The organism is Acidobacteriota bacterium, from assembly GCA_012517875.1.
Classification (GTDB): Bacteria; Acidobacteriota; JAAYUB01; order JAAYUB01; family JAAYUB01; genus JAAYUB01.
In genome coordinates this window covers 1-20939 of record JAAYUB010000034.1, presented here as the reverse complement: position 1 = coordinate 20939, position 20939 = coordinate 1, and the positions used below count along the sequence as shown (strand labels likewise).

At 64.7% G+C, this 20939-nt stretch carries 18 protein-coding genes; 3 read left to right on the top strand and 15 right to left on the bottom strand.

Annotated elements, in window-relative coordinates:
* Nucleotides 1–226: 226 nt before the first annotated feature.
* From GX414_04955 to GX414_04945, 3 genes are all read right to left on the bottom strand, one after another.
* Complete coding sequence (locus GX414_04955; protein ID NLI46437.1) at nucleotides 227–655, bottom strand: hypothetical protein; 429 nt, start codon at nucleotides 653–655, stop codon at nucleotides 227–229.
* 26 nt (nucleotides 656–681) lie between these two features.
* Nucleotides 682–1257, bottom strand: a complete 576-nt coding sequence (locus tag GX414_04950) for a flavodoxin family protein (GenBank protein NLI46436.1) — start codon at nucleotides 1255–1257, stop codon at nucleotides 682–684.
* Between the two features lie 128 nt (nucleotides 1258–1385).
* Nucleotides 1386–2591 (bottom strand): P1 family peptidase, encoded by a 1206-nt coding sequence (locus GX414_04945; protein NLI46435.1) that lies wholly within the window; start codon nucleotides 2589–2591, stop codon nucleotides 1386–1388.
* A 397-nt stretch (nucleotides 2592–2988) separates the two neighbouring features.
* On the opposite strand from GX414_04945, the gene GX414_04940 reads away from it, so the two are divergent.
* Complete coding sequence (locus GX414_04940; protein NLI46434.1) at nucleotides 2989–7110, top strand: response regulator; 4122 nt, start codon at nucleotides 2989–2991, stop codon at nucleotides 7108–7110.
* A 36-nt stretch (nucleotides 7111–7146) separates the two neighbouring features.
* Here the strand turns inward: GX414_04940 and GX414_04935 are convergent, their stop codons facing one another.
* From GX414_04935 to sucC, 12 genes are all read right to left on the bottom strand, one after another.
* Nucleotides 7147–7689: a GNAT family N-acetyltransferase gene (locus GX414_04935; GenBank protein NLI46433.1), complete on the bottom strand. Its 543-nt coding sequence runs from the start codon at nucleotides 7687–7689 to the stop codon at nucleotides 7147–7149.
* A gap of 78 nt (nucleotides 7690–7767) precedes the next feature.
* Nucleotides 7768–9441, bottom strand: a complete 1674-nt coding sequence (locus tag GX414_04930; protein NLI46432.1) for an iron ABC transporter permease — start codon at nucleotides 9439–9441, stop codon at nucleotides 7768–7770.
* Nucleotides 9442–9461: 20 nt separating this feature from the next.
* Complete coding sequence (locus GX414_04925; GenBank protein ID NLI46431.1) at nucleotides 9462–10544, bottom strand: ABC transporter ATP-binding protein; 1083 nt, start codon at nucleotides 10542–10544, stop codon at nucleotides 9462–9464.
* Complete coding sequence (locus tag GX414_04920; GenBank protein ID NLI46430.1) at nucleotides 10541–11890, bottom strand: extracellular solute-binding protein; 1350 nt, start codon at nucleotides 11888–11890, stop codon at nucleotides 10541–10543. Before GX414_04920 ends, GX414_04925 begins: the two co-directional genes overlap by 4 nt.
* Before the next feature lie 102 nt (nucleotides 11891–11992).
* Nucleotides 11993–12742 (bottom strand): hypothetical protein, encoded by a 750-nt coding sequence (locus tag GX414_04915; GenBank protein ID NLI46429.1) that lies wholly within the window; start codon nucleotides 12740–12742, stop codon nucleotides 11993–11995.
* 11 nt (nucleotides 12743–12753) lie between these two features.
* On the bottom strand, nucleotides 12754–13185 hold the full coding sequence (gene ndk / locus GX414_04910; protein NLI46428.1) for a nucleoside-diphosphate kinase: 432 nt from the start codon (nucleotides 13183–13185) through the stop codon (nucleotides 12754–12756).
* On the bottom strand, nucleotides 13178–13741 hold the full coding sequence (locus tag GX414_04905; GenBank protein ID NLI46427.1) for a 2-oxoacid:ferredoxin oxidoreductase subunit gamma: 564 nt from the start codon (nucleotides 13739–13741) through the stop codon (nucleotides 13178–13180). Before GX414_04905 ends, ndk begins: the two co-directional genes overlap by 8 nt.
* Before the next feature lie 16 nt (nucleotides 13742–13757).
* Nucleotides 13758–14594, bottom strand: coding sequence for a 2-oxoacid:ferredoxin oxidoreductase subunit beta (locus GX414_04900; GenBank protein ID NLI46426.1), 837 nt, complete (start codon nucleotides 14592–14594; stop codon nucleotides 13758–13760).
* A gap of 15 nt (nucleotides 14595–14609) precedes the next feature.
* Entirely contained in the window at nucleotides 14610–15734 is a 1125-nt protein-coding gene (locus GX414_04895; protein ID NLI46425.1) for a 2-oxoacid:acceptor oxidoreductase subunit alpha, read from the bottom strand.
* Nucleotides 15724–15990 carry a 4Fe-4S binding protein gene (locus tag GX414_04890; GenBank protein ID NLI46424.1) on the bottom strand — a complete coding sequence of 89 codons (267 nt, stop codon included), beginning with the start codon at nucleotides 15988–15990 and terminating at the stop codon, nucleotides 15724–15726. The genes GX414_04895 and GX414_04890 overlap by 11 nt, the downstream gene beginning before the upstream one ends.
* Before the next feature lie 14 nt (nucleotides 15991–16004).
* Nucleotides 16005–16877: a succinate--CoA ligase subunit alpha gene (gene sucD / locus GX414_04885; protein NLI46423.1), complete on the bottom strand. Its 873-nt coding sequence runs from the start codon at nucleotides 16875–16877 to the stop codon at nucleotides 16005–16007.
* A gap of 17 nt (nucleotides 16878–16894) precedes the next feature.
* Nucleotides 16895–18055, bottom strand: coding sequence for an ADP-forming succinate--CoA ligase subunit beta (gene sucC / locus GX414_04880; protein ID NLI46422.1), 1161 nt, complete (start codon nucleotides 18053–18055; stop codon nucleotides 16895–16897).
* A 284-nt stretch (nucleotides 18056–18339) separates the two neighbouring features.
* On the opposite strand from sucC, the gene miaA reads away from it, so the two are divergent.
* A complete protein-coding gene (gene miaA / locus GX414_04875; GenBank protein NLI46421.1) occupies nucleotides 18340–19323 on the top strand; it encodes a tRNA (adenosine(37)-N6)-dimethylallyltransferase MiaA in 984 nt (327 codons plus the stop codon).
* Between the two features lie 70 nt (nucleotides 19324–19393).
* Nucleotides 19394–20939, top strand: a 1546-nt coding sequence (locus tag GX414_04870) for a hypothetical protein (protein ID NLI46420.1), incomplete at its 3' end; no start/stop codon positions are given.

The following is a 20939-nucleotide window of genomic DNA, read 5'->3' as shown; positions in this document are numbered from 1 at the left end:
GACACCGCCGCCCGCAAGACGCGCACCATCACCCGGCGATTGCGCGCGGTCGAGGAACTGCCCCTCGGCGACGCCCAGGCCGTCTTGGAGCTGCCGGCAGCGGCCACGGAAGACACGGACGACCTGGAGGATTGATCCGTCGGGGCACCGCCTCGTTGTCGTATGTTTTCGGATCACAGACAATCCAGGAGCGGCAGCCGTCCGGATCGCGTCCGGAGTTGGCCGTTCACCAGTCCGGCAGAGCGCGCTTGACCCAGGTGTGCACCACCCGGTCGCGGGCCTCCAGCAGTTGCGGGTCACTCACCGGCAGATGCTTGGCCCGTTCTTCCACCCGTTTCATCAGCAGTCCGCCGATGCCCACCGCGATGTACGGCAGGGTGAGGTAGAGCGCGTCGCCGATCGCCAGCTTGCCCGTGAAGAACCCGTAGCCGAAGACCGCCCAGGGCGCGAGCAGGATCACGATCTGTACCAGCGCCGCATACATCTGGCCGGCCACCACTCGCTGGAACGCCTCGAGATCGGCCCTGGTGCGGATTTCCGGTGTCCGGTCGCAGAACCGCTTCAACTTCCAGCCGAACACGACCGACAGCAGCAGCCCCAACCCGATGAGCGCCATCATGACCAGCAACAGCTCGTTTTGAAAGATATCGGTCATCGTCGTTCCTCCAGATTCACACTCGCTCAGGCGCGGAGCCGCTGCATCAGCCAGGCCATGTTCTCGCCGAGGGCGCGCATGGTGAGGACGCCCTCCTCATCGTCTTCCACCTCGCCGATGTTGCGGCCGATGCCCATGTTCCAGTAGATGGAACCGGGGATGATCATCTCACTGATCAGAAAGAAGTGGTTCATGGTGTCGAAGGCGTGGATGGCGCCGCCTCGGCGCACCGCCACCACCGCGGCGCCCACCTTCCGGCGCAGCAGGTTGTCGTTGGCGGCGGCGACCAGACCGGAACGGTCCATCAGCGCCTTGATCTCGGGCGTGACATCGGCGTAATAGGTGGGGGAGGCGAGCAGGATGCCGTCCGCAGCGGTCATCCCGGCGATGCAGTCATTGGCGATGTCGTCCGTGACGGCGCACCGGCCGTCTTTGGCCTTGAAGCATCGGTAGCAGGCGACGCAGCCGTGGATGAACCGGCCGCCGAGCTGGACCTCCTCGGTCGCGATGCCGGCCTTGTCCAATTCCGCCAGGACCATTCCGATGAGCCGGTGGGTGTTTCCCTTGGGGCGGGGACTGCCGTTGAACGCCACGACTCTCATGAGCCCTCCTTGCGCAAGATGATTTGAGCCGACAGTTGATTGCTCTGCTGTCTTCGCTCACACTGGTGATCACTCCCACTCGGGCGAATTGGTCGGGGCGGCGTGTTCATCACGTGGTGATCTTGAATTCAGTTCGGCTGCCGGTTCTGCCGGATTCCCGCGCTCTCAGCCAGCACGCCGTGCTTCTCGCAGATGCGTTGGACCTCGTCCAGTGGCAAGGCGTCCATGTGATGGCCGTCTCGTCCGTCCATGGCCCGAGCCTGAAACAGTGAGTTCAGAATGGCTTCCTCCGAGGCCTCCGCGGCGGCCAGAAACAAGGGCGTGAGATCGTCGTTGCGGATCTCCGTGAGGGAAAGCGTCCGCGGACTGTCGGGACGCAGCCGGTTGCCAAGAAACGTGGAAAAGCTGATGGCGTAATCGCCGCTGCCGTTGGCACCGGTTCCGCCCGTTCGGGCCAGTCCGAAAACGGCCCGTTCCGCAAGCCGGCGCAAGTTCCGATGCAGGAGCGGCGCGTCGGTGGCGACCACGATCATGCAGGATCCGTCGGTGCCGCCGTTCGACAACTCATCCTTTAAATAATAACGGCCCAACGCCCGGCCAACCGGCGCGCCGTTGACCTGGAGAATCCCGCCGAAATTGGTTTGCACCAGCACGCCCACGGTCCAGCCGCCCAGACGGTCCGGCAGTCTGCGGCTGGCGGTGCCGATCCCACCCTTGAAGCCCAAGCAGACCGTCCCGGTGCCGGCGCCCACGGCGCCTTCGGCCACCGGGCCGCCGGCGGCGCTCCGGACGGCTTGGATGACGTGCTCCGGACGGACCGCCAGGGCCCGGATGTCGTTCAGGAAGCCGTCGTTGGTTTCGCCCACCACGGCGTTGACCGAGCGGACGTCGGCGTTGCCCGGCAGACCCAGCATATACGCCACGATGGCAGAGACCGCGGTTCCGACACTCAGCGTATTGGTCAAGACGATCGGCGTCTCGATCTCGCCCAGTTCGTTGACTTGGGTGGAGCCCGCCAGCTTGCCGAAGCCGTTGGCCACATGGGTGGCTGCCGGGACTTTCTCCCGGAACAGGTTGCCGTCGTGGGGCAGGATCGCGGTGACGCCGGTCCGGATATCGTGTCCTTCAATCAGAGTGATCTGGCCCACCCGCACACCCGCCACGTCGGTGATGGCGTTGAGCGGCCCAGGCGGCAAAATGCCGATGACCAGGCCCATTTCCCGCGCCCGGCATCGGGGAGAGTCCGCGGCGACGGCACGGCCGACAACCGGCGGAAGCAGGGCAACAGAAACCAGCCATGCGGTGATGAACGACGCGGCCACCTGTTGTTTCATCGGATCCACCTGAGCAATTTGTCGTGAGCATACCGATTCGACTGAAGGAAATCAATTGTGACTTGAATGTCGGGACCCCATGCGGCTTCCAACCGGCTCGTGCCATGACGGGAGTCCGCTCCGCTGCACCGCCGCGACCGGAAAGACCTTGACAGGTCATCGCTGAGTCTGCACAATCAAAATTTATGCTGGGTTGCAGAGATAGCGCCCCGGATCATCGCCGCTGACCCGCTGCCTTCAGTTCTGCAACCGACCACCGGCTGACGTCCATGGGTTGATTCGGTCGAACCGGCTCGACAAGGCGATGGGTCCAGCTCAATCCGCGCGAACGGAGGCCATCCTGTTCAGAGTGCGAATGGGTCGTCCATCATCAGGGCTGCGAGCTGAAGGGTGCTGGTTGATCCTCTGGCTGCTCGGACTTTCCAGTCTGGTGGGCGGGGCGGAGAGTGGCACGCCGCCTCTGCTTCATGCCGATAGTTTCATGTTCTCCCACCTGACCATCGATCAGGGATTGTCGCAGAGCAACGTGTTCTGCATCGTCCAGGACCGTCGAGGTTTCATGTGGTTCGGCACCGAAGACGGCCTGAACCGATTCGATGGATACGAATTCATGCACATCACGCACGATCCAGGCGATGTCAACAGCTTGAGCAACGACACCATCACCGCGCTCGGCGAAGATTCCAACGGCTGCCTCTGGGTGGGGACGGCCAAAGGACTCAACCGGCTCGATCCGGAAACCCTGAATGTCCGGCGGATCGGGTCGGAAGCCGGAGAGCCCCGTGAACTGGGTTCCGTCGGGATCGAAGCGATCCGCCTGGACCGTCAGGGACGGGTCTGGGTGGCGACGCAGGGCGGCCTGGCGGTACTGGAACCGGGCGGTCGGGGCTGGCGGCTGTTCCAGTCGGATGGAACCCGCGCGGATCGTCTGAACGGACATGAGGTGTCGGCGCTCCTGGTGGATCGTCAGGATCGGCTGTGGGCGGGCGGCTTCGATGGCGTCGTCCGTCGGGATTCCGACGGCGGGCGCTTCCACCCGATCGGCATCACCATCGAACCGGCTGAAAATGAGACACGACAGGTCAACTGTCTGACTGAAGACGCGGACGGCGTCATCTGGGCAGGGACCAACGGCGGGGGATTGCATCGCTGGGACGTCCGGAGCGGCCATTTCGTTCACTATCCGACGACCCAACACGGCACCGGCGCGGAGCCGCTGCGATACATCAATGCGCTGGCGGTGGACGCGCACGGCCGCTTGTGGGCGGGGACTCACGGTTCCGGCATAGTCGTCCTCGACACGGTCCTGAACCGATATGTCCATCTACTGCCCGATGCCAGCGATTCGCACACCATCAGCTATCCGCTGGTTGCGTCGGTGTTCCGGGATCGGGGCGATATCATGTGGATCGGCACGCACGGCAAGGGTCTTGATCTGTGGAATCCTTACCAGCAGAAATTCGAGCGGTACCGCTGCAACCCGGCGGATCCGCACAGCATGGGCGTGACCAGCGTACGGGCGATTCTGGAAGATCGCGACGGTCAGCTCTGGGTGGGCGGATACAACGGGTTCGACCGGCTTGACCGGAAAACCGGGCGGTTCGAACACCTCCCGCAGAGTTGGCCCAACGGAATTGTCCGGGTTTTGCGCGAAGATCCCGACCAACCCGACCGAGTCATCTGGCTGGGCATGGAGAGCGGCCGGCCCCACTTGATCGCGTTCGATCGAATCCAGAAGAGAATCTGGAAGCAGTACGACTTCATCGAGCGGTTCGGCTTCCACACCCATCAGATCCGGGACATCCTCCTGGAAGCCGATGGCTCGACCTGGGTCGGCACGAACGATGGGCTGCTACGATTCAACCGCCGCACCGGCGCGTTCGCACGGATGACCCATGATGCGGCCGATCCCGGGAGCCTGGGACACAACCAGGTCAACGCGATCATCCGAACCTCCGACAGCAACCTATGGGTGGGCACCATGGGCGGCGGCCTCAGCCGGTTGGATCCGGCCACTGGACGGTTCGTCGGATTTCGGCACCGGGACGGGGATCCGGACAGCTTGATCAACGACAACGTGATGTCGCTGCTCGAAGCGGAGCCGGGTGTTCTATGGATCGGCACCGCGGGCGGTTTGTCCCGGCTGGAGCTCCGCACCGGCCGTTTCACCTCTTTCAGCACACGCCACGGCCTGCCCAACGATATGATCTACGGCATCCTGCCCGACGCGCAAGGCCGCCTGTGGCTGAGCACGAACCACGGCTTGGCCCGATTCGATCCCGCGTCCGGGACCTGCCGGAATTTCGATGTCAGCGACGGCCTGCAGAGCAACGAATTCAACGCGGGCGCGCACCACCGCAGCCGATCCGGCGAACTGTTCTTCGGCGGCATCGAGGGCTTCAACGCTTTCCGTCCGGAGAGCATCCGGGACAATCCGCACGCCCCGCCAATGGCGATCACCGCTCTCCAGATCTTCAATCAGCCGGTGCACGTGGGGCCGATGGCCGACGGCCGCGTGGTGTTAACCCGGGATATCACCGCGACTTCGGCCCTTGAATTGAAGCATGGCGACCGGGTGTTCACCCTCGGTTTCGCGGCGATGAGTCCCATGATGCCGGGGAAGAACCGGCATGCATACATGCTGGAGGGTTGGGACACCGATTGGAACCAGGTAGGCAGCCGGCGTTACGCCACCTTCGTCAACCTTCCGCCCGGCGAATACGTTTTCCGGGTGATCGGTTCAAACAGCGACGGTGTATGGAATCGAACCGGTGCGCGTCTGACCATCCAAATCCAACCGCCGTTCTGGGCGACGTGGTGGTTTCGTACCCTCGGACTGGTCGGACTGGCGCTGCTCGTCTGGAGTGTCCACCTCGCCCGCACCGTGGCCATCCGCAAACGGAATCGTGAGCTGCAGACCGTCAACCTTGCGTTGCAGGAGCAGATCATCGAACGTCGGCGGGTCGAGGAGGCCCTGCGGCTCAGCGAGGCCAAGTACCGGACGCTGACTGACAATCTGACGGTCGGCATTTTTCGCACATCGACAGGAGCGGACGCCCGGTTCGTGGAGGTCAACCCCGCGCTGGCGGTTATCCTGGGACACGCACGCCGTGAGGACATTCTTCACCGTCCGGCCGCCGAGTATTTTGACAAGCCGGACGACTGGTCGGATCTGGTGCGGCAATTGGAACAGGCCGGTCGAGCTCGGTTGGATGTCGTAGCGGTTCGCCGTCCCGATGGCACGTCCGCTTCTTGCGCCGTGACGGCGGTGGCCTTCCGCGATCCGGAGGGCCGGCTGGCCGGCTACGACGGTCTGATCGAGGATATCTCCGAACGGCGGGCGCTCGAGAACCAGATCCGGCAGACCCAGAAGATGGAGGCCATCGGTCGGCTCGCCGGCGGTGTCGCCCATGACTTCAACAACATCCTGACGGTGATCAACGGGCGCGCCGAGATGGCGCTCGCCGAGCTGACGCCGGGAGAAGCCGCTCACCGAAGCGTCAGTGAAATCGTTCAGGGCGGCCGCCGGGCCGAGGACCTGATCCGCCAGCTCCTGGCGTTCAGCCGGCGGCAGGTGATTGCGCCCGTCGTCGTGGATGTCAACCAGGTCCTCGTCGGCCTGGAACGGATGCTGCGCCGGTTGATCGGCGAGGACGTCCAGCTGCAGTCGGTTCTGGCGGCGGGCCTGCCGGCCATCAAGGCCGATCCGGGCCAGCTGGAGCAGGTGTTCCTCAACCTGGTGGTGAACGCGCGGGACGCGCTCGCCGAACTCGGCGAAGGTGCAACCGACAAGCAAATCACTATCACCACCAGCGTGGCCGCGCTCGATGACGAGTACATCCTCAATCATCCCGAGATCCAGCCCGGCCGGTATGTGGTCATATCGGTCAGCGACAACGGAGTGGGGATGACGGCGGATATCCAGAGCCGAATCTTCGAGCCGTTCTATACCACCAAGCAGGCGGGTCGAGGCACCGGCCTGGGATTGGCAACGGTCTTCGGCATCGTCAAGCAGAACAGCGGCGCGATCAACGTCTACAGCGAGCCGGGATGCGGTTCGCGGTTCCGGGTGTACTGGCCGGCGGCGCCCGCCGACGACGCGGCGGCCGCGCCGCGTGCGCCTGAGGTGCCGCCCGTCGGGGGCCGGGAAACCATCCTCGTGGTGGAGGACGATCTGCAGGTGCGCCAGTTCGCCTCTGACGGGCTGCGGGAATTGGGCTACCACGTTCTGGAAGCTGATTCCGGTACCGCCGCCCTCCGGATGCTGGACGATCCGGCGGTCTCTGTTCATTTGCTCTTCACCGACGTGGTGATGCCGGGTCTGAGCGGGATCGAGCTGGCGCACCGCCTGCCCGCCCGGCTGCGCGGGATGCCGGTGTTGTTCGCCTCGGGCTACGCCGATCACCACCTGATGGCTGACGGCAGCCTCAAGCTAGGCGTCAATTTCATTGAAAAACCGTATGCGATTCGAGCGCTGGCTGCCCGAATCAGAGACTTGCTGGGCAAGCTGGAAGCATAGGGTCCACAGCCGTCCGGCCGCGAAGCGTACCCCCGCTCACCGATCCATCTGCAGTGGATCGTCCGGATTCACCCGGGCGTAGATGAGTTCGTCCAGCCAGCGACCGTCCTTGCGGACAGCCAGGCGGCACCGACCTTCGGCTTCATAGCCGCATTTTTCCAGTACGCGAGCCGAGGCGGGATTGCTGGAGAAGACCCGCGCGTAGATGCGGACCAGAGAGAACCGGCCGAATGCCCATCCGGTCAGAGTTTGCACCGCTCGGGTGGCGATGCCCCGGCCCCAAAACGGCTCACCCAGCCAATAGCCGATCTCTGCGGCGTGCCGATGCACGTCTTCCTGCAGCTCCAGGCCGATGCCGCCGACCAGTTCCATCGCCGAAGCGATGGCAAAGTGGGTCTCCGGCTCCTGCCGCTGCAACGCCGCGAGCCAGGCCGCGGCGTCCGCCGCGGTGTAGGGATGGGGAAATCGGTCGCGCAGACCCAGCCACACGTTCCGATTGTCGGCGTAGCGGATCAGGGCGCAGACATCGTCGGGCGCAAAAGAACGAATCCGGAAGCCGTCGCCGATATCCAATTGCACGCCTTCACCGCCTGTTGGTGCTGAACCGGTATACGGACATACGGGGACCGGTGTTGGCGCCTGCCGAGGGGCGGGGGATCAGCCGACTCGGAACAGTTCGCCGAGACGCTTGCCCAGGATCTTGCCGGCCAGGAAAATGGACGTCGAGAGGATCACCATCCCGACGAACCCGAGCGCACACGCCTGGTAGTAGCCGCCGGATGTGGCCGAGGAGAGGACATAGATGGATTTGGTGATGGGATAGAACTCCTCACGCATGGCCAAAATCAGGCTGTCGCTGACTTCCAGCATCGCGTAGGCGAAACACAGCAGCATGCCGGCCACCAGATTGGCGGTGATCAGCGGGATGGTGATCCGGCGCATGGTCCGACCGGGCGTGGCGCCGAGGCTCTGCGCCGCCTCTTCCAGCGTCACGCTGGTCTGCTGGAAACCGGCATACGCCGACCGGACCATGTAGGGCAGCCGCCGCATGCCGTAGCTCAGCACCAGGAGGATGGTGGGATTGACCCGTGGATCGAGAAACGTGCCGCTGAACGTGGCCACGTAGCCGAAGGCGACGATGATCCCCGGCAACGCCAGCGGCAGCATCACCAGGGCGTCCAGCAGGCTGGACCAGTGGAACTTCCGTCGCGCCAGCAGGAAGGCGACGATGATCCCCATCGCCACATCCAGCAGGGTGCTCAGGATGCTGTAGAAGAGGCTGTTCTGAATGGACACTGAAGTGAGCGGCTGGGTGAAGACGCTCTGATAATGGGCCAGGGTGAAACGCACCGGCAGCACGGTGCCGAACCACTGTTCCGCCACCGACATGAGCAGCACGCCGGCGTGGGGCAGCAGCGCGACCAGGACCAGCCCCACCGTCAGCACGAGGATCAACCCGGCGACAGCGGACGATGCGGGCTTCTCGCGACCGGTGACGTGGCCGCGGGCCAGCATCTCGTAGCGGCGGCCGCCGATGAGCCGCTTGGAGACCAGGAAAAAGGTCGCCGTCAGGACGATCACGAGCACCACCAGGGCGTAGCCCATGGGGTTTTCGTTGATGTCGGTGACCATGGAAAAAATCTGCACGGAGATGGTCTTCTGAAAATCGAAGATGAGCGGGGTGCCCAGGTCGGTGAACGACCAGATGAAGACGATGGCCGCCCCGGCGAAAAATCCGGGCAGCATGAGGGGCAGAGTGATGCGGCGGAGGACCGCCCAGCGGGATGCGCCGGTGCTCAGCGCCACCTCTTCCAGCGACGGGTCCACGTTCGCCATGGCGGCGGAGAGGTTCAGGAACATGATGGGATAGAAATTCATGGTTTCAAGGAAAATCACCCCCATGAACCCGCCGTCCCCGAACCAGTCGATGGGCTGCTGGATCACCCCGAGCTGCATGAGCAGGAGGTTGACCGCCCCGAACCGCGCGAACAGCTGTTTCATGCCGATGGCGCCCACGAACGGCGGCAGGATCATGGGGACCAACACCAGCGCCTGCAGGAATCCTTTGCCGCGAAACCGGTAGTGGGCGAATGTGTAGACCAGCGGCAGCGCCAGGACAGTGGTGCCGGCGGTGGTCAGAGTGCCGATCAGCAGGCTGTTAACGATGGATTCGCGGAGCAGCGTGTTTTGAAACAGCAGGCCGAAGAAGCCGAAATCAAAACGGCCTCCGAAAAAGAACGCCTTCACAAACACGTACGACAGGGGGTAGATCATGAACGTGAACATAAAGAGGACCGCGGCGGCGGCCAAGCCCCAATCAACGGGCCTCATCCGTGTCGCGGCAGAGCCGGTCATACGGGCGACTCATCATGGGCGAGGATGGTGATGTCGTCGAAATCCACCATCAGCCCCAGTTGGGTTCCCGGACGCTCCAGGCCGGGCTTCGGATTGCTCAGCATCATCTTGAGGGACAGCTCGCCGGCGCGAAGCCAAAAATGCTCCACCTCCCCCATGAACACGGTTTTCTCCACCCGGCCGGCGAACCGGGCGCCCACCGGCTCGTGACTCTCCCCCTCAAGCCGGATCGATTCCGGCCGCATCGACACCAGCACCCGCTGTCCCTTCTGCAGCGCCGCGTGACGGATGGGGCCGGCCACAGGTCCGAGCGGCGTGAGGACGGACACCCAGTCGGTGTGCAGGCTCCCCACCGTGCCGGGTACGAAGTTGGTTTCGCCCATGAAGCCGGCGACAAACACCGTCCGCGGCATCCGATACACCTCGAGCGGGCTGCCCTGCTGGACGATCCGGCCGTTCTCGAGGATGATCATCCGATCCGCCATGGACAGCGCTTCTTTCTGGTCGTGGGTGACGTAGATCGTGGTGATGCCCGTGGCCTTCTGGACCCGCAACAGCTCGTCGCGCATCTCGAGCCGCAGCCGGGCGTCGAGGTTGCTGAGCGGCTCGTCGAGCAGGAGCAGACCGGGACGGGTCACGATGGCGCGGGCGAGGGCGATGCGCTGCTGCTGGCCGCCCGAGAGCTGGTTGGGGAGCCGGTCTTCGTAACCGGTCATCTGCACCATCTCCAGCACTTCGGCCACGCGTTCGGCGATCTCAGAACGGGGGAGCTTCTGGATGTCCAGGCCGAACTCCACGTTGCTGCGCACCGTCAGATGGGGCCAGAGAGCGTAATTCTGGAACACCATGCCGATGCGGCGGCGGTTGGGCGGCAGGTCGAGCACCGATTCGCCGTCGAACAGCACGTCGCCCTGCGTGGGCGGCTCGAACCCGGCGATGATGCGGAGCAGGGTGGTCTTGCCGCAACCCGAGGGGCCAAGGATAAAGAAAAATTCGCGCTCAGCGACGGACAGATCCAGCTCCCGGAGGACCGGTGTGGCGGCGAACTGCTTGGTGACTCTCCGGATCTCGATTTTCATCTGGACAGCCGGATTGCTTCCTGGGATCGCTGCCGGGCGAACTGCAGCCAGGCGTTGATCTTCTCGTTGCGCAGTTTCTCGTCATCCCAGCGCAGGGCCAGCGCCTCGACTTCGGTCTGGTCGACGGGCATCCGGCAGAGGGCGGCGACTGCGGCGGGCTTGCGGCCGCCCCGGATCACCGCTTCCCAGCCGGACACGAGCGAGTCGTGCGCATCCACCAGGAATGTACCCATGAGGTCGTTCTGCACGTCCCAGAGCCGTTCGCCCAGGCCCAGATCGTAGTTGATGAATGCGGCGGATTGAAAGGGATTTTCGGTGATGAGCGTCCGCCCCTTGACCGCGTCGTACACGGGCGGCAGGAGGCTCAAGCGGTACAGGCTGGACTGGGGCGGTCCACCGGGAACGCCCTTGCGTAGCATCCAGACCTGCTGGCCCTCCGGCGACAGGACATATTCCATGAACAACTTGGCCGCCGCGGCATTGTCGGCGCCCTTGAGCAGGGAGAAGCAGTCGGGGTTCACGATGGACAGGCCGTCCGGCACGACAAACTTGACCTTGTCGGCGCCCAGGTCCTCGACTTCCCGCCAGGCGTAGTAATCCACGACCAGGGTGTAGGCGGCGTCCCCGGAGACCAGATCCTTGACCACATCCTTCGACGAGATCTTGAATTTCTTCACGTTGGCCGACAGCAGGTTCAAGACCTGCCAGCCCTTCTCCCAGCCGTACGCCTGCAGGATGATGTCGAAGGCCACGTGGCCCACGCCGCTGTGGCGCGGATCAGCCACGCTGATCCACCCTTTGACCGCCGGGTCGGTGAGGTCCTCCCATGTCCGGATCTCGGGGAATTTCTGATACTGCCGCACCATTTCGTGGCTGAGTATGCCGAATGTGGACAGGCAGGATCCGTACCACTGCAGTTCGGAATCATAGATCGGGATGCCGCTCACCTCTTTGGGGATGGCGTTCACGACCGCGGGATCCAGCTCGGTGCGCTGCAGCAGACCTTCCTTTTTCAGGGTGAGATGGGGGGAGATGCCACCTCCCCAGAACAGGTCGACGTGAATGCCCTGCGGCGTGCGGGCGAACTCGGAGCGAATGAATCGCAGGTTGTCGGAGCTGCCGCCCTGGTTGATCCACTCCACGTTGATCGACCGACCGGTTTTGCGGCGGTACCAATCCCGGAACAGGGGGAGCATGTTGTCGCGGATATCGGTGGTGTGGGGCGAGAGGATGGACAGCTTGTCGGTGCCGGCCGCCGGCGTTTCCGGGCCAGAGCCGCACGCCAGGGTCAACACGACGGCCAGGGCCGCCAGAGTGATCAGGCAGACAGTCAGCAGTGTTTTCATGCCGCACTTCCTCCGGGCAATGGCTTCTCGGCGCGAGCGAGCCCGCCGGCACGGTCGGGGCGGGCATTGGTCAGGAATCGGGTGCAACGCACGTCGGTTTCGTCACGATTCCCCGAGCTGCTTCACGAATCCTTTTTTGTCCAGGTAGAAGCTTTCGGGGAGGCTGTCCTCGACCTTCCGGCGATATCCGGTCACCTTCCAGCGGTGATCCTTGAGCAGCTCGGCGATCTTCCGCTTGATCCGGGGCTTTTCTTCTTCCTCGGTCAGCAGGTCGAGGAAGACGCTCCGCACCACCTCCTCGGCTCCCGGCTGCGCCGCCAGCACTTCCGCGGCGCTGATCACCACGTCATCGTTGGGATCGCGGAGGAACGGCATCAGGGCAGTGACGACCGCCTCGCCGCGGTCTTCGACCAGCGCCTGGATGATGGCCATCTTCTTGTGGGGCGCCCGGTCGTACTCAGGTGAGAACTCGTTGGTCAGGATGTCGAGGATCATCCGGCGCGCCTCGTCCCGGCCGACGATTTCAGCCAGCAGCCGCAACGGGTAGGTCAGATTCTCCTTCTCCCGGATGTACCGGAGAATCGCCGGGACGGCCGTCGCGCCTTTTGCCCGGATCAGGTCGCAGACATACCGACGCTCTTCCTCGTCCTCGCTGATCTTGGGCACCAGCACGTCGAACCGGCCCAGTAGAAGGAAAATGGCCTCGTCACCCGGGATGGCGTCAAGCTCCTCGGCGGCGGCGATGCGTTCATAGCCCTGGGAGTACTTCTCCCGCAGGCGACGGGATAGCCGGTTCAGCCGGCGCTGAACCTGGCCCTGCTGGTAGCGCTGCCAGAGTTCCTTGATTCCCACGGGAAGCCCCGTCAGCCGATGTCCGAGTGGATTTGCTCCAGGTCGCTGAAAAAATAATGGGTTTCAAACGCCGCGGTGGCGGGAGCGTCCGAGCCGTGCACGGCGTTCCGCTCGATGTTGGTGCCGTGATCCTTGCGGATCGTGCCCGGCGCGGCCTGGGCCGGGTTGGTGGGCCCCATCAGCTCGCGCCAGCGCTGGATGGCGTTGTCGCCCTGCAGTACCAGCACCATCACCGGCCCCTCGGTCATGAACTGGACCAGCGTAGGGAAGAACGGCCGCTCCCGGTGCACATGATAGAAGCCCTCCGCCTGGGATCGCGTCAGGTGGATGACGCGTGCGGCCACGACATCCAGACCGGCCGCCAGGATCCGCGACAGGATGGCGCCGGCGGCGCGGGCCCTGAAGGCGTCGGGTTTGACGATGCAGAGCGTGCGCTCAACCATTGGGATGTTCCTGCTTGTACTTGCGGGCGGTCTCGATGCCGAGGGCAAACGCCTTCATGTTGATGTTCTCGGTGCCGCGGGGCACCCGGTGCATCACCGCCCGCTCCAGAGCCTCGCGGGACACGGTGCCGGTCAGCTCCTGGATCACGCCCAGGCAGAGAATGTTGACCACCATTTCCCGGCCGATCTGGGTGCGGGCCAGTTCGGTCATGGGCAGGCCGATCAGCCGGTAATTGCCTTTCAATTCATCGACGACATACTCGGAGTCGACGACGACCAGGCCGCCGGCCTGGACGCTGGGCGCGTACTTGTTGAACGACTCCTGATTAAGTGCCACCAGCAGGTCCGGGCTGGTCGCCTTGGGATAGCTGATGGGCTCGCTGCCGATGATCACCTCGGACTTGCTGGCCCCGCCGCGGGCCTCCGGGCCGTAGGATTGCGACTGCACCGCGTACATGTTGTCGTGGATGGCGGCCGCTTCGGCCAGGATGACGCCGGCCAGGACCAGGCCTTGACCGCCGGATCCGGAGAGTCTGATTTCAAAACGTTCGACCACGATTGCCTCCCCTGCGTTATTCCGCCAAAGCGGCGTCCTTCGCGCGTTGGATGATGGTTTGATAGGTCCGGGTGAACTCCGGCCGGGTGCCGTGATGCAGTTCGCCGACCTGGATCTTGCCCGCCAGCTGGTCGGGGGTCATGTCCTTGGCCTTGGCGGCGGAGACCACCACGTCCTTCTGCCACTTGAGATTGTCCACCGGAGTGCGCAGTTTGTTCTTGCGTCCGTAATAGGTGGGGCACTGGCTCAGAGCCTCGATCACCGAGAACCCGGGATTCTGGATGCCTTTTTCGACGTACTTGTCCAACTGGGCCGTGCTGTAGGCCGTGCCGCGGGCGACATAGGTGGCGCCGGCGGCGATGGCCAGATTGCAGACATCGAAGGGCGGTTCCACCGATCCGAACGGCGCCGTGCTGGCGAACGAGCCTTCGGGCGTCGTGGGGGAATACTGCCCGCCGGTCATGCCGTAGATGTAGTTGTTGAACACGATCAGAGTCATATCGATGTTGCGGCGGCAGGCGTGGATGAAGTGGTTGCCGCCGATCGCCAGGGCATCGCCGTCGCCGCTGACCACGATCACATGGAGGTCCGGCCGGGCGATCTTGACGCCTGTGGCGAAGGCCAGCGCCCGTCCGTGGGTGGTGTGCAGGGTGTTGAAATCCACGTAGCCCACCGCGCGGGAGGAGCAGCCGATGCCGGAGACGAACGCGATCTTGTTCTTGTCCAGACCCAGCCGCTCCACGGCGCGGAGGACCGCCTTGAGGATGATGCCGTGGCCGCAGCCAGGGCACCAGATATGGGGAATGTACTGGGTGCGCAGAAGATTGGCGTAATCGACGCTTTTGGGTGACATGATGCGCTCCTCGCTTTAAACCGCGGCCATGATCTGGTCGGGCGTGATGGGCTCGCCGTCGGTCCGGTTGACCTGAACGATGGGGATGTCGCGACCGAGGATCCGACGGATCTCCAGCACGTACTGCCCCAGATTCATCTCGGGCACCACGATCTTCAGCTTGCCCTGAGCAGCCTTGAGGATGTCGGCCTCGGGGATCGGGTACAGGGTGATGGGCCGGAAGAGCCCCACCTTGCGGCCTTCCTTCCGCATCAGCTCCACGGCACGCCGGGCGGAGCGGGCGGTGGAGCCGAAGGCGATGATCAGCGTCTCGGCGTCCTCGACCATGAACAGATCGCTCTTATAAATCGACGCCGCGTTCTTGTCGATCTTGGCCATCAGCGCGTGGTGCAGCGCCTGGCGAACCTCGGCGTTGCCGGTGGGGAAGCCGGTTTCGCCATGGTCGAGGCCGGTGACATGGCAGCGGCTGCCGGTGCCGAAGTCGGGCATCAGCGGCACGCCCTCGGCGTTGCGCCGGTACGGGAACCCCCAGTTTTCGGCCTGCGGCGGCGCCGGCCGGCGGATCAGCTCCAGCTCGGCGGGCTCCGGGATCTCGATCTTCTCGCGCATGTGCCCGTTGATCTCGTCGAGCAGGTAAACCACCGGGTTGCGGAACCGCTCGGCCAGGTTGAAGGCCCGGATGATCTCCAGGAAGATCTCCTGCACCGTGGTGGGGCAGGTGACGATGATGGGGTGGTCGCCGTGGGTGCCCCACCGGGCCTGGAGGATGTCAGCCTGGGCCGGCGAAGTGGGGGCGCCGGTAGACGGGCCGCCGCGCATGACGTTCACGATCACGCACGGCACCTCGGCCATGCAGGCGAACCCGAGGTTCTCCTGCTTGAGCGAGAAGCCGGGGCCGCTGGTGGCGGTCATGGCCTTGGCGCCGGCAAGCGACGCGCCGATGACGGAGCCCATGGCGGAGATCTCGTCCTCCATCTGGATGAACCGGCCATCGTTGGCCGGCAGGAGCTCCGCCAAGAACTCGGCGATCTCCGAAGAGGGCGAGATGGGGTAGCCGCCGAAGAATTTGCAGCCGGCGGCGATGGCGCCCAAGGCGCAAGCCTCGTTGCCGGAAACGAAACGGACTTCTTTAATTTTCATCTTCCTGAACCTGGGGTTGAATGGGTTGTTTAATGAACTTTTCGGCGAACTCGTTGTCCACCATGATGGCGAAGTCGGGGCAACGCAGGTCGCACAGCTGGCAGCCGGTGCAGCTGTCGGGATTGACCACCACCGCCTTGCCTCGTTTCAATCCGAGGGTGCGGGTGGGGCAAAACTCGACGCAGATGCCGCAGCCCTTGCAATTTTCGGGAATGATGACAATCACGTGCGGTTTCTTGACATTCGTTTCGGACATGTGCGGTTCCTTCCTTAACCACGCAGGATCTTTTTCATGGCCGCGCCGATCTCGGCCGGGCTTTCCACTACGGTAATGCCGGCCGCGCGGAGAGCGGCCATCTTCTCAGCCGCCGTGCCCTTGCCGCCGGCGATGATGGCGCCGGCATGGCCCATCCGCCGGCCCGGCGGGGCGGTCTGGCCGGCGATGAAACTCACCACCGGCTTGGTGAAGTGCTGCTGCATCCACGCCACCGCCTCCTCCTCGGCCGAGCCGCCGATCTCGCAGATCATGACCACGGCCCGGGTTTCCGGGTCCTGCTCGAAGAGGGCGAGCGCGTCGACGAAGGTGGTTCCCGGCACCGGGTCGCCGCCGATGCCGATGCAGGTGGACTGGCCGATCTCGCACCGGGTGAGCTGGCCCACGGCCTCGTAGGTCAGCGTGCCGCTGCGACTGATCACGCCCACCGACCCCTCCTTGTGGATGCGGGCGGGCATGATGCCCATCTTGCACTTGCCGGGCGAGATGACACCGGGACAGTTGGGCCCCACCAGCCGGACCGGCCGGCCCTTGAGGTAGGCGGCCACCCGGATCATCTCCAGGGTGGGGATGCCTTCGGTGATGCAGACCACCAGGGCGACCCCGGCGTCCGCCGCCTCCAGGATGGCGTCGGCGGCGAAGGGCGGCGGCACGAAGATCAGCGACGCGTTGGCGCCGGTCTCACGCACCGCCTCGGCGACGGTGTGGAACACCGGGATGCCCTCGTGGATAGTGCCGCCCTTGCCCGGCGTGACGCCGGCCACCACCTGGGTGCCGTACTGGCGGCACTGCAGGGCGTGGTAGGTGCCCTCGCGGCCCGTGAGGCCCTGCACCACAACGCGGGTGTTCTGGTCGATCAGGATTGCCACGCTTGCCTCCTTGACACTTACGCTCGGGCCTTGGCGACGACCTTCTCGGCGGCGTCCTTCATGCCGTCGGCCAGGGCGATGTTCAACCCGGATTCCTGCAGGAGGCGCCGGCCCTCATCCACGTTGGTGCCTTCCAGCCGGACCACGATGGGCACCTTGACGCCGACGGCCTTGGCGGCGTTGATGATGCCCCGGGCGATGATGTCGCAGCGCACGATCCCGCCGAAGATGTTCACCAGGATCGCCTGCACGTGCGGGTCGGAGAGGATGATGCGGAACGCGCTGGTCACGGATTCCTCGCTGGCACCGCCGCCCACGTCGAGGAAGTTGGCGGGATTGCCACCGGCCAGTTTGATGATGTCCATGGTGGCCATGGCCAGGCCCGCGCCGTTGACCATGCAGCCGATGTTCCCGTCCAGCTTGATGTAGTTCAGGCCGAATCGGGAGGCCTCGATTTCCAGGGGATCCTCCTCGGAGTAGTCGCGCAGGAGCCTGAACTCGGGATGCCGGTACATCGCGTTGTCGTCGAAATTGACCTTGGCGTCCAAAGCGATCAGGTTCCCCTCGGCGGTTTCGATGAACGGGTTGATCTCCACCATGGAGGCGTCGGTGGCGACGAACGCGTCATACAGCGCCGCGAAGACCTTGACCGCCTGGCCCACGAGCGCCGGCGGCAGGCCCAGACCGAACGCCAGCTTGCGGGACTGGAAGGGGGAGAGGCCGATCTGCGGGTCGATGTGTTCTTTGAGAATCGCCGCGGGATTGCGCGCCGCCACTTCCTCGATCTCCACGCCGCCCTCGGCGCTGGCCATGAACACGGGCTGCCGGCGGCTGCGATCCACCACGATGCCGAGGTAGTATTCTTTCTTGATGTTGAGCCCCTCCTCGATGAGGAGCTTTTGCACCTGCTTGCCCTCCGGTCCGGTCTGGTGGGTGAACAGGCGCGAGCCGAGCAGCCGCGTCGCGATGTCCTGCGCCTCGCGGGGCGAGCGGGCCAGCTTGACGCCGCCGGCCTTGCCGCGACCGCCGGCGTGGATCTGCGCCTTAACCACCACGGTTCCGCCCATCTCCTTGGCCAGGTCGTAAACCTCCGCGGCCTGGGTGGTCATGCGGCCCCGGGGGACGGGGACGCCGTAGCCCTTGAGGATTTCCTTGGCCTGGTACTCGTGGATTTTCATCGTCCCACCTGGTTTTCAGCAAAGGTTTAAAATTTGAAACCGCATCATAAACGGGGCCGAACGGAAAGTCAATATTGGGGTGGAGTGCGGGGGCTGGTTACCATGAATCTCTTGGCGACCGGATGCGGACACGTTACAATCGAGATTATGTGGAACCGGATTCAGCCGCTGCAGTGCCTCGGCGCAATCTGTGGCCGGATCTCGCGGACGCAGCTCTGGGGGCTGTGGCTGCTGGCTGCAGCGCTGCTGGCTTGGATTGTGCTCAGGGACTGACGGGAATGGTCATGAATCCGGCAACTGAATACCCGCTCATCGGCATCGTCGGCCCCACGGGCTCCGGCAAGAGCGCGCTGGCCGCGTGTCTCGCCCGGAGGCTGGGCGGCGAAATCGTGAATTGCGACGCCATGCAGGTGTATCGCGGTCTGGATGTGGGCACCGCCAAGGTGAGCCCGGAAATTCGGGCCGAGATCCCTCACCACCTGCTCGATGTGGTGGAGGTGTCCCAGCGGTTTTCCGCCGGCCAGTTCCAGGATCTCGCCCGGCAGGCTCTCGAGGGGATCCGGGCCCGCCGGAACTGGCCCATCTTGGCCGGCGGGACCGGCTTCTATCTGCGCACGGTGCTCTATGGGATTTTCGAAGCTCCGGGCCGAGACGAGGCGCTGCGGGACCGCCTGAACCGAATCCGGGAGCGGCGGGGCCCGGAGGTGCTGCACCGCATCCTGGGCCGGCGGGATCCGGAAGCGGCCCGCCGGATCGCCCCGCGCGATTTTCAGCGCATCTGCCGGGCGCTGGAAGTGGCGCACGCGACGGGCCGGCCGTTCACCGAGCACTTCGGCACGTCCGAACGCCCACTGACCGGGTTCATGCCGCGCATGTACTGTCTGAACGTGCCGCGGCCGGAGCTGCACGACCGGATCGCCCGCCGGGTGGCGGACATGCTCGCTGGCGGCCTGGTGGACGAGGTGCGGGGCTTGCTGGCGCGCGGCGTCGCGCCCGACGCCAAGGGATTGGAGGCCATCGGCTACCGCCAGGTGATGGAACACCTGGCCGGGCGGCTGACCTGGCTGGAAATGGCCCGCCGGATTGAAGTGGACACCCGCCGGTATGCCAAGCGGCAGATGACCTGGTTTCGCAAGGAGCGCGGTCTGGTCGCCGTGGCGGGGACAGGCGACGATCCTGCGGTCCATGCCCGGGTGTTCGAGGACATTGCGGCGGCATTCGGCGCGCACCCGCTGTGGGAAACTGTGCGGGCCCGGATGAATCAATAAAACAGAGAGCCGGCGACAGGGCCGCACGGGCGCTGCAGTCGGCTGCATCTTGTACAAGGAGCGATGCGTCATGAAACGTGCGGCGGGCTTGGTGATGCTGTTCTGCTGGGTCGGCGTTTCCGGATTGACGGCCAAGGTGGCCGTCAGCGAGATCACCCTGCGGACGGTGCCGCAGGAGCTGCGAGTCCGGCCGACGGAATCCATCGTCATTCAGATGAAGGCCTACGGGGAGGTCACCGACCGGGCGGGTCAGCCGCAGCGGGTTCGGATCCGCCGCTCGGATGCGGCGTACAGCCTGTCGCCCGCTACCGGCGCCTGGTTGTCCAGGCCGTTCCGTTTCCAGGGCACGGACGACGAGCCGTTCCACGCCTCCGACAACGCCAGCCTGGTGGACCTGATCTTCGACCGGGTGACCGATGCCACCATTATTCAGGACTGCGTCCTGTTCACTGCCGGCCAACGCACCGGCGATGTGACCGTCACCGCCACGCTGGAGGGCAAGCGGGCCTCTCTCACCATTCGGATTGCCGGGGACGCGCCGTCCCGCCGCACGCCCGAGACCGCCAGCTTCGCCGCCGAGAACGCTTCAACCGATCCGTATCGTCCCCTGGCTGAGCATTACGCGCCGTTCATCGCCCAGGAGACCTGGTTCCATCCAAAGGCCGACTATCTGACCCGTTTCGATTTCGACAAGAACTGGAACGGCGACGACAACTGGGCCAACGCCGACACCGGTTCCTCCCAAGCGTACGTGTATTACGCGGTCATGGAGACCGAGACCCACTGGTTCCTCATCTACAACCTGTTCCATCCCCGCGACTACTCGGATAAGTGTGTCGCCGGAACCTGCCACGAGAACGACAACGAGGGGTTGATCCTGACAGTCGCCAAGGATGGCAGCCGCTGGGGCCGCCTCCAGGCCATGGAGACGCTGGCGCACAACAACGTTTACTCCTACCGCGCCGACCGCCAGGTCGGAACCGGCGTGCACAACATCGACGGCGAGGTGCAGTTCAGCGCCGACCAGCGCCCGGCCGTCTATGTGGAATCAGGCGGCCACGGAATCTACGGTGTCGGCGATACCCGGGCCCGTTATGAGCTCGCCGCGGACCGGTTCGTCTCCGGCACCGGCGTGACCTATCGGTACAAGGGGAAAGCGGAGCGGGCGAAGCATCCCAACGACCGCCAAGTGGGCTACGACCTGCTGTCCATCCGCGACCAGTGGTGGGCGAGGACCAACCAGTCCGGCCGAATGTTCGCTGCATACTTCACCTACCAACCGTACGGCGAGCGGCCGGGTATCGCCGGGCGGCAGATCCCCGGGGCGTTTTTGGGACGGGAGATGGGCGCCAACATGGCCAAGCCGTTCTGGGGCTGGCACGACGACATGACCCGCAGGAAAAAGATGCTGGCCACCGGCCAGTGGGCGCTGGATCCCGCCTACAGCGTCTCGCGGACGCTGACCATGCCCCAGCCGTTCGCCGTCGATTACATCCACAATCCCTACCTGGGATTCGACCGGGTAGGCCAGGCGCCCGGGCGCGAGGATGCGTCGTCCGGCGGCGGCACGGGGGAGGAGGTGGTGATCACCGCCCGGTCGACCGGCCGTGCTGCCG

Coding starts and splice junctions, on each gene's coding strand:
- GX414_04925 (NLI46431.1), bottom strand. CDS start 10,544: ATGAAAATCGAGATCCGGAGAGTCACCAAGCAGTTCGCCGCCACACCG.
- GX414_04890 (NLI46424.1), bottom strand. CDS start 15,990: ATGTCCGAAACGAATGTCAAGAAACCGCACGTGATTGTCATCATTCCC.
- GX414_04900 (NLI46426.1), bottom strand. CDS start 14,594: ATGTCACCCAAAAGCGTCGATTACGCCAATCTTCTGCGCACCCAGTAC.
- sucC (NLI46422.1), bottom strand. CDS start 18,055: ATGAAAATCCACGAGTACCAGGCCAAGGAAATCCTCAAGGGCTACGGC.
- GX414_04955 (NLI46437.1), bottom strand. CDS start 655: ATGACCGATATCTTTCAAAACGAGCTGTTGCTGGTCATGATGGCGCTC.
- GX414_04895 (NLI46425.1), bottom strand. CDS start 15,734: ATGAAAATTAAAGAAGTCCGTTTCGTTTCCGGCAACGAGGCTTGCGCC.
- GX414_04930 (NLI46432.1), bottom strand. CDS start 9,441: ATGAGGCCCGTTGATTGGGGCTTGGCCGCCGCCGCGGTCCTCTTTATG.
- GX414_04945 (NLI46435.1), bottom strand. CDS start 2,591: ATGAAACAACAGGTGGCCGCGTCGTTCATCACCGCATGGCTGGTTTCT.
- GX414_04920 (NLI46430.1), bottom strand. CDS start 11,890: ATGAAAACACTGCTGACTGTCTGCCTGATCACTCTGGCGGCCCTGGCC.
- GX414_04950 (NLI46436.1), bottom strand. CDS start 1,257: ATGAGAGTCGTGGCGTTCAACGGCAGTCCCCGCCCCAAGGGAAACACC.
- ndk (NLI46428.1), bottom strand. CDS start 13,185: ATGGTTGAGCGCACGCTCTGCATCGTCAAACCCGACGCCTTCAGGGCC.
- miaA (NLI46421.1), top strand. CDS start 18,340: ATGAATCCGGCAACTGAATACCCGCTCATCGGCATCGTCGGCCCCACG.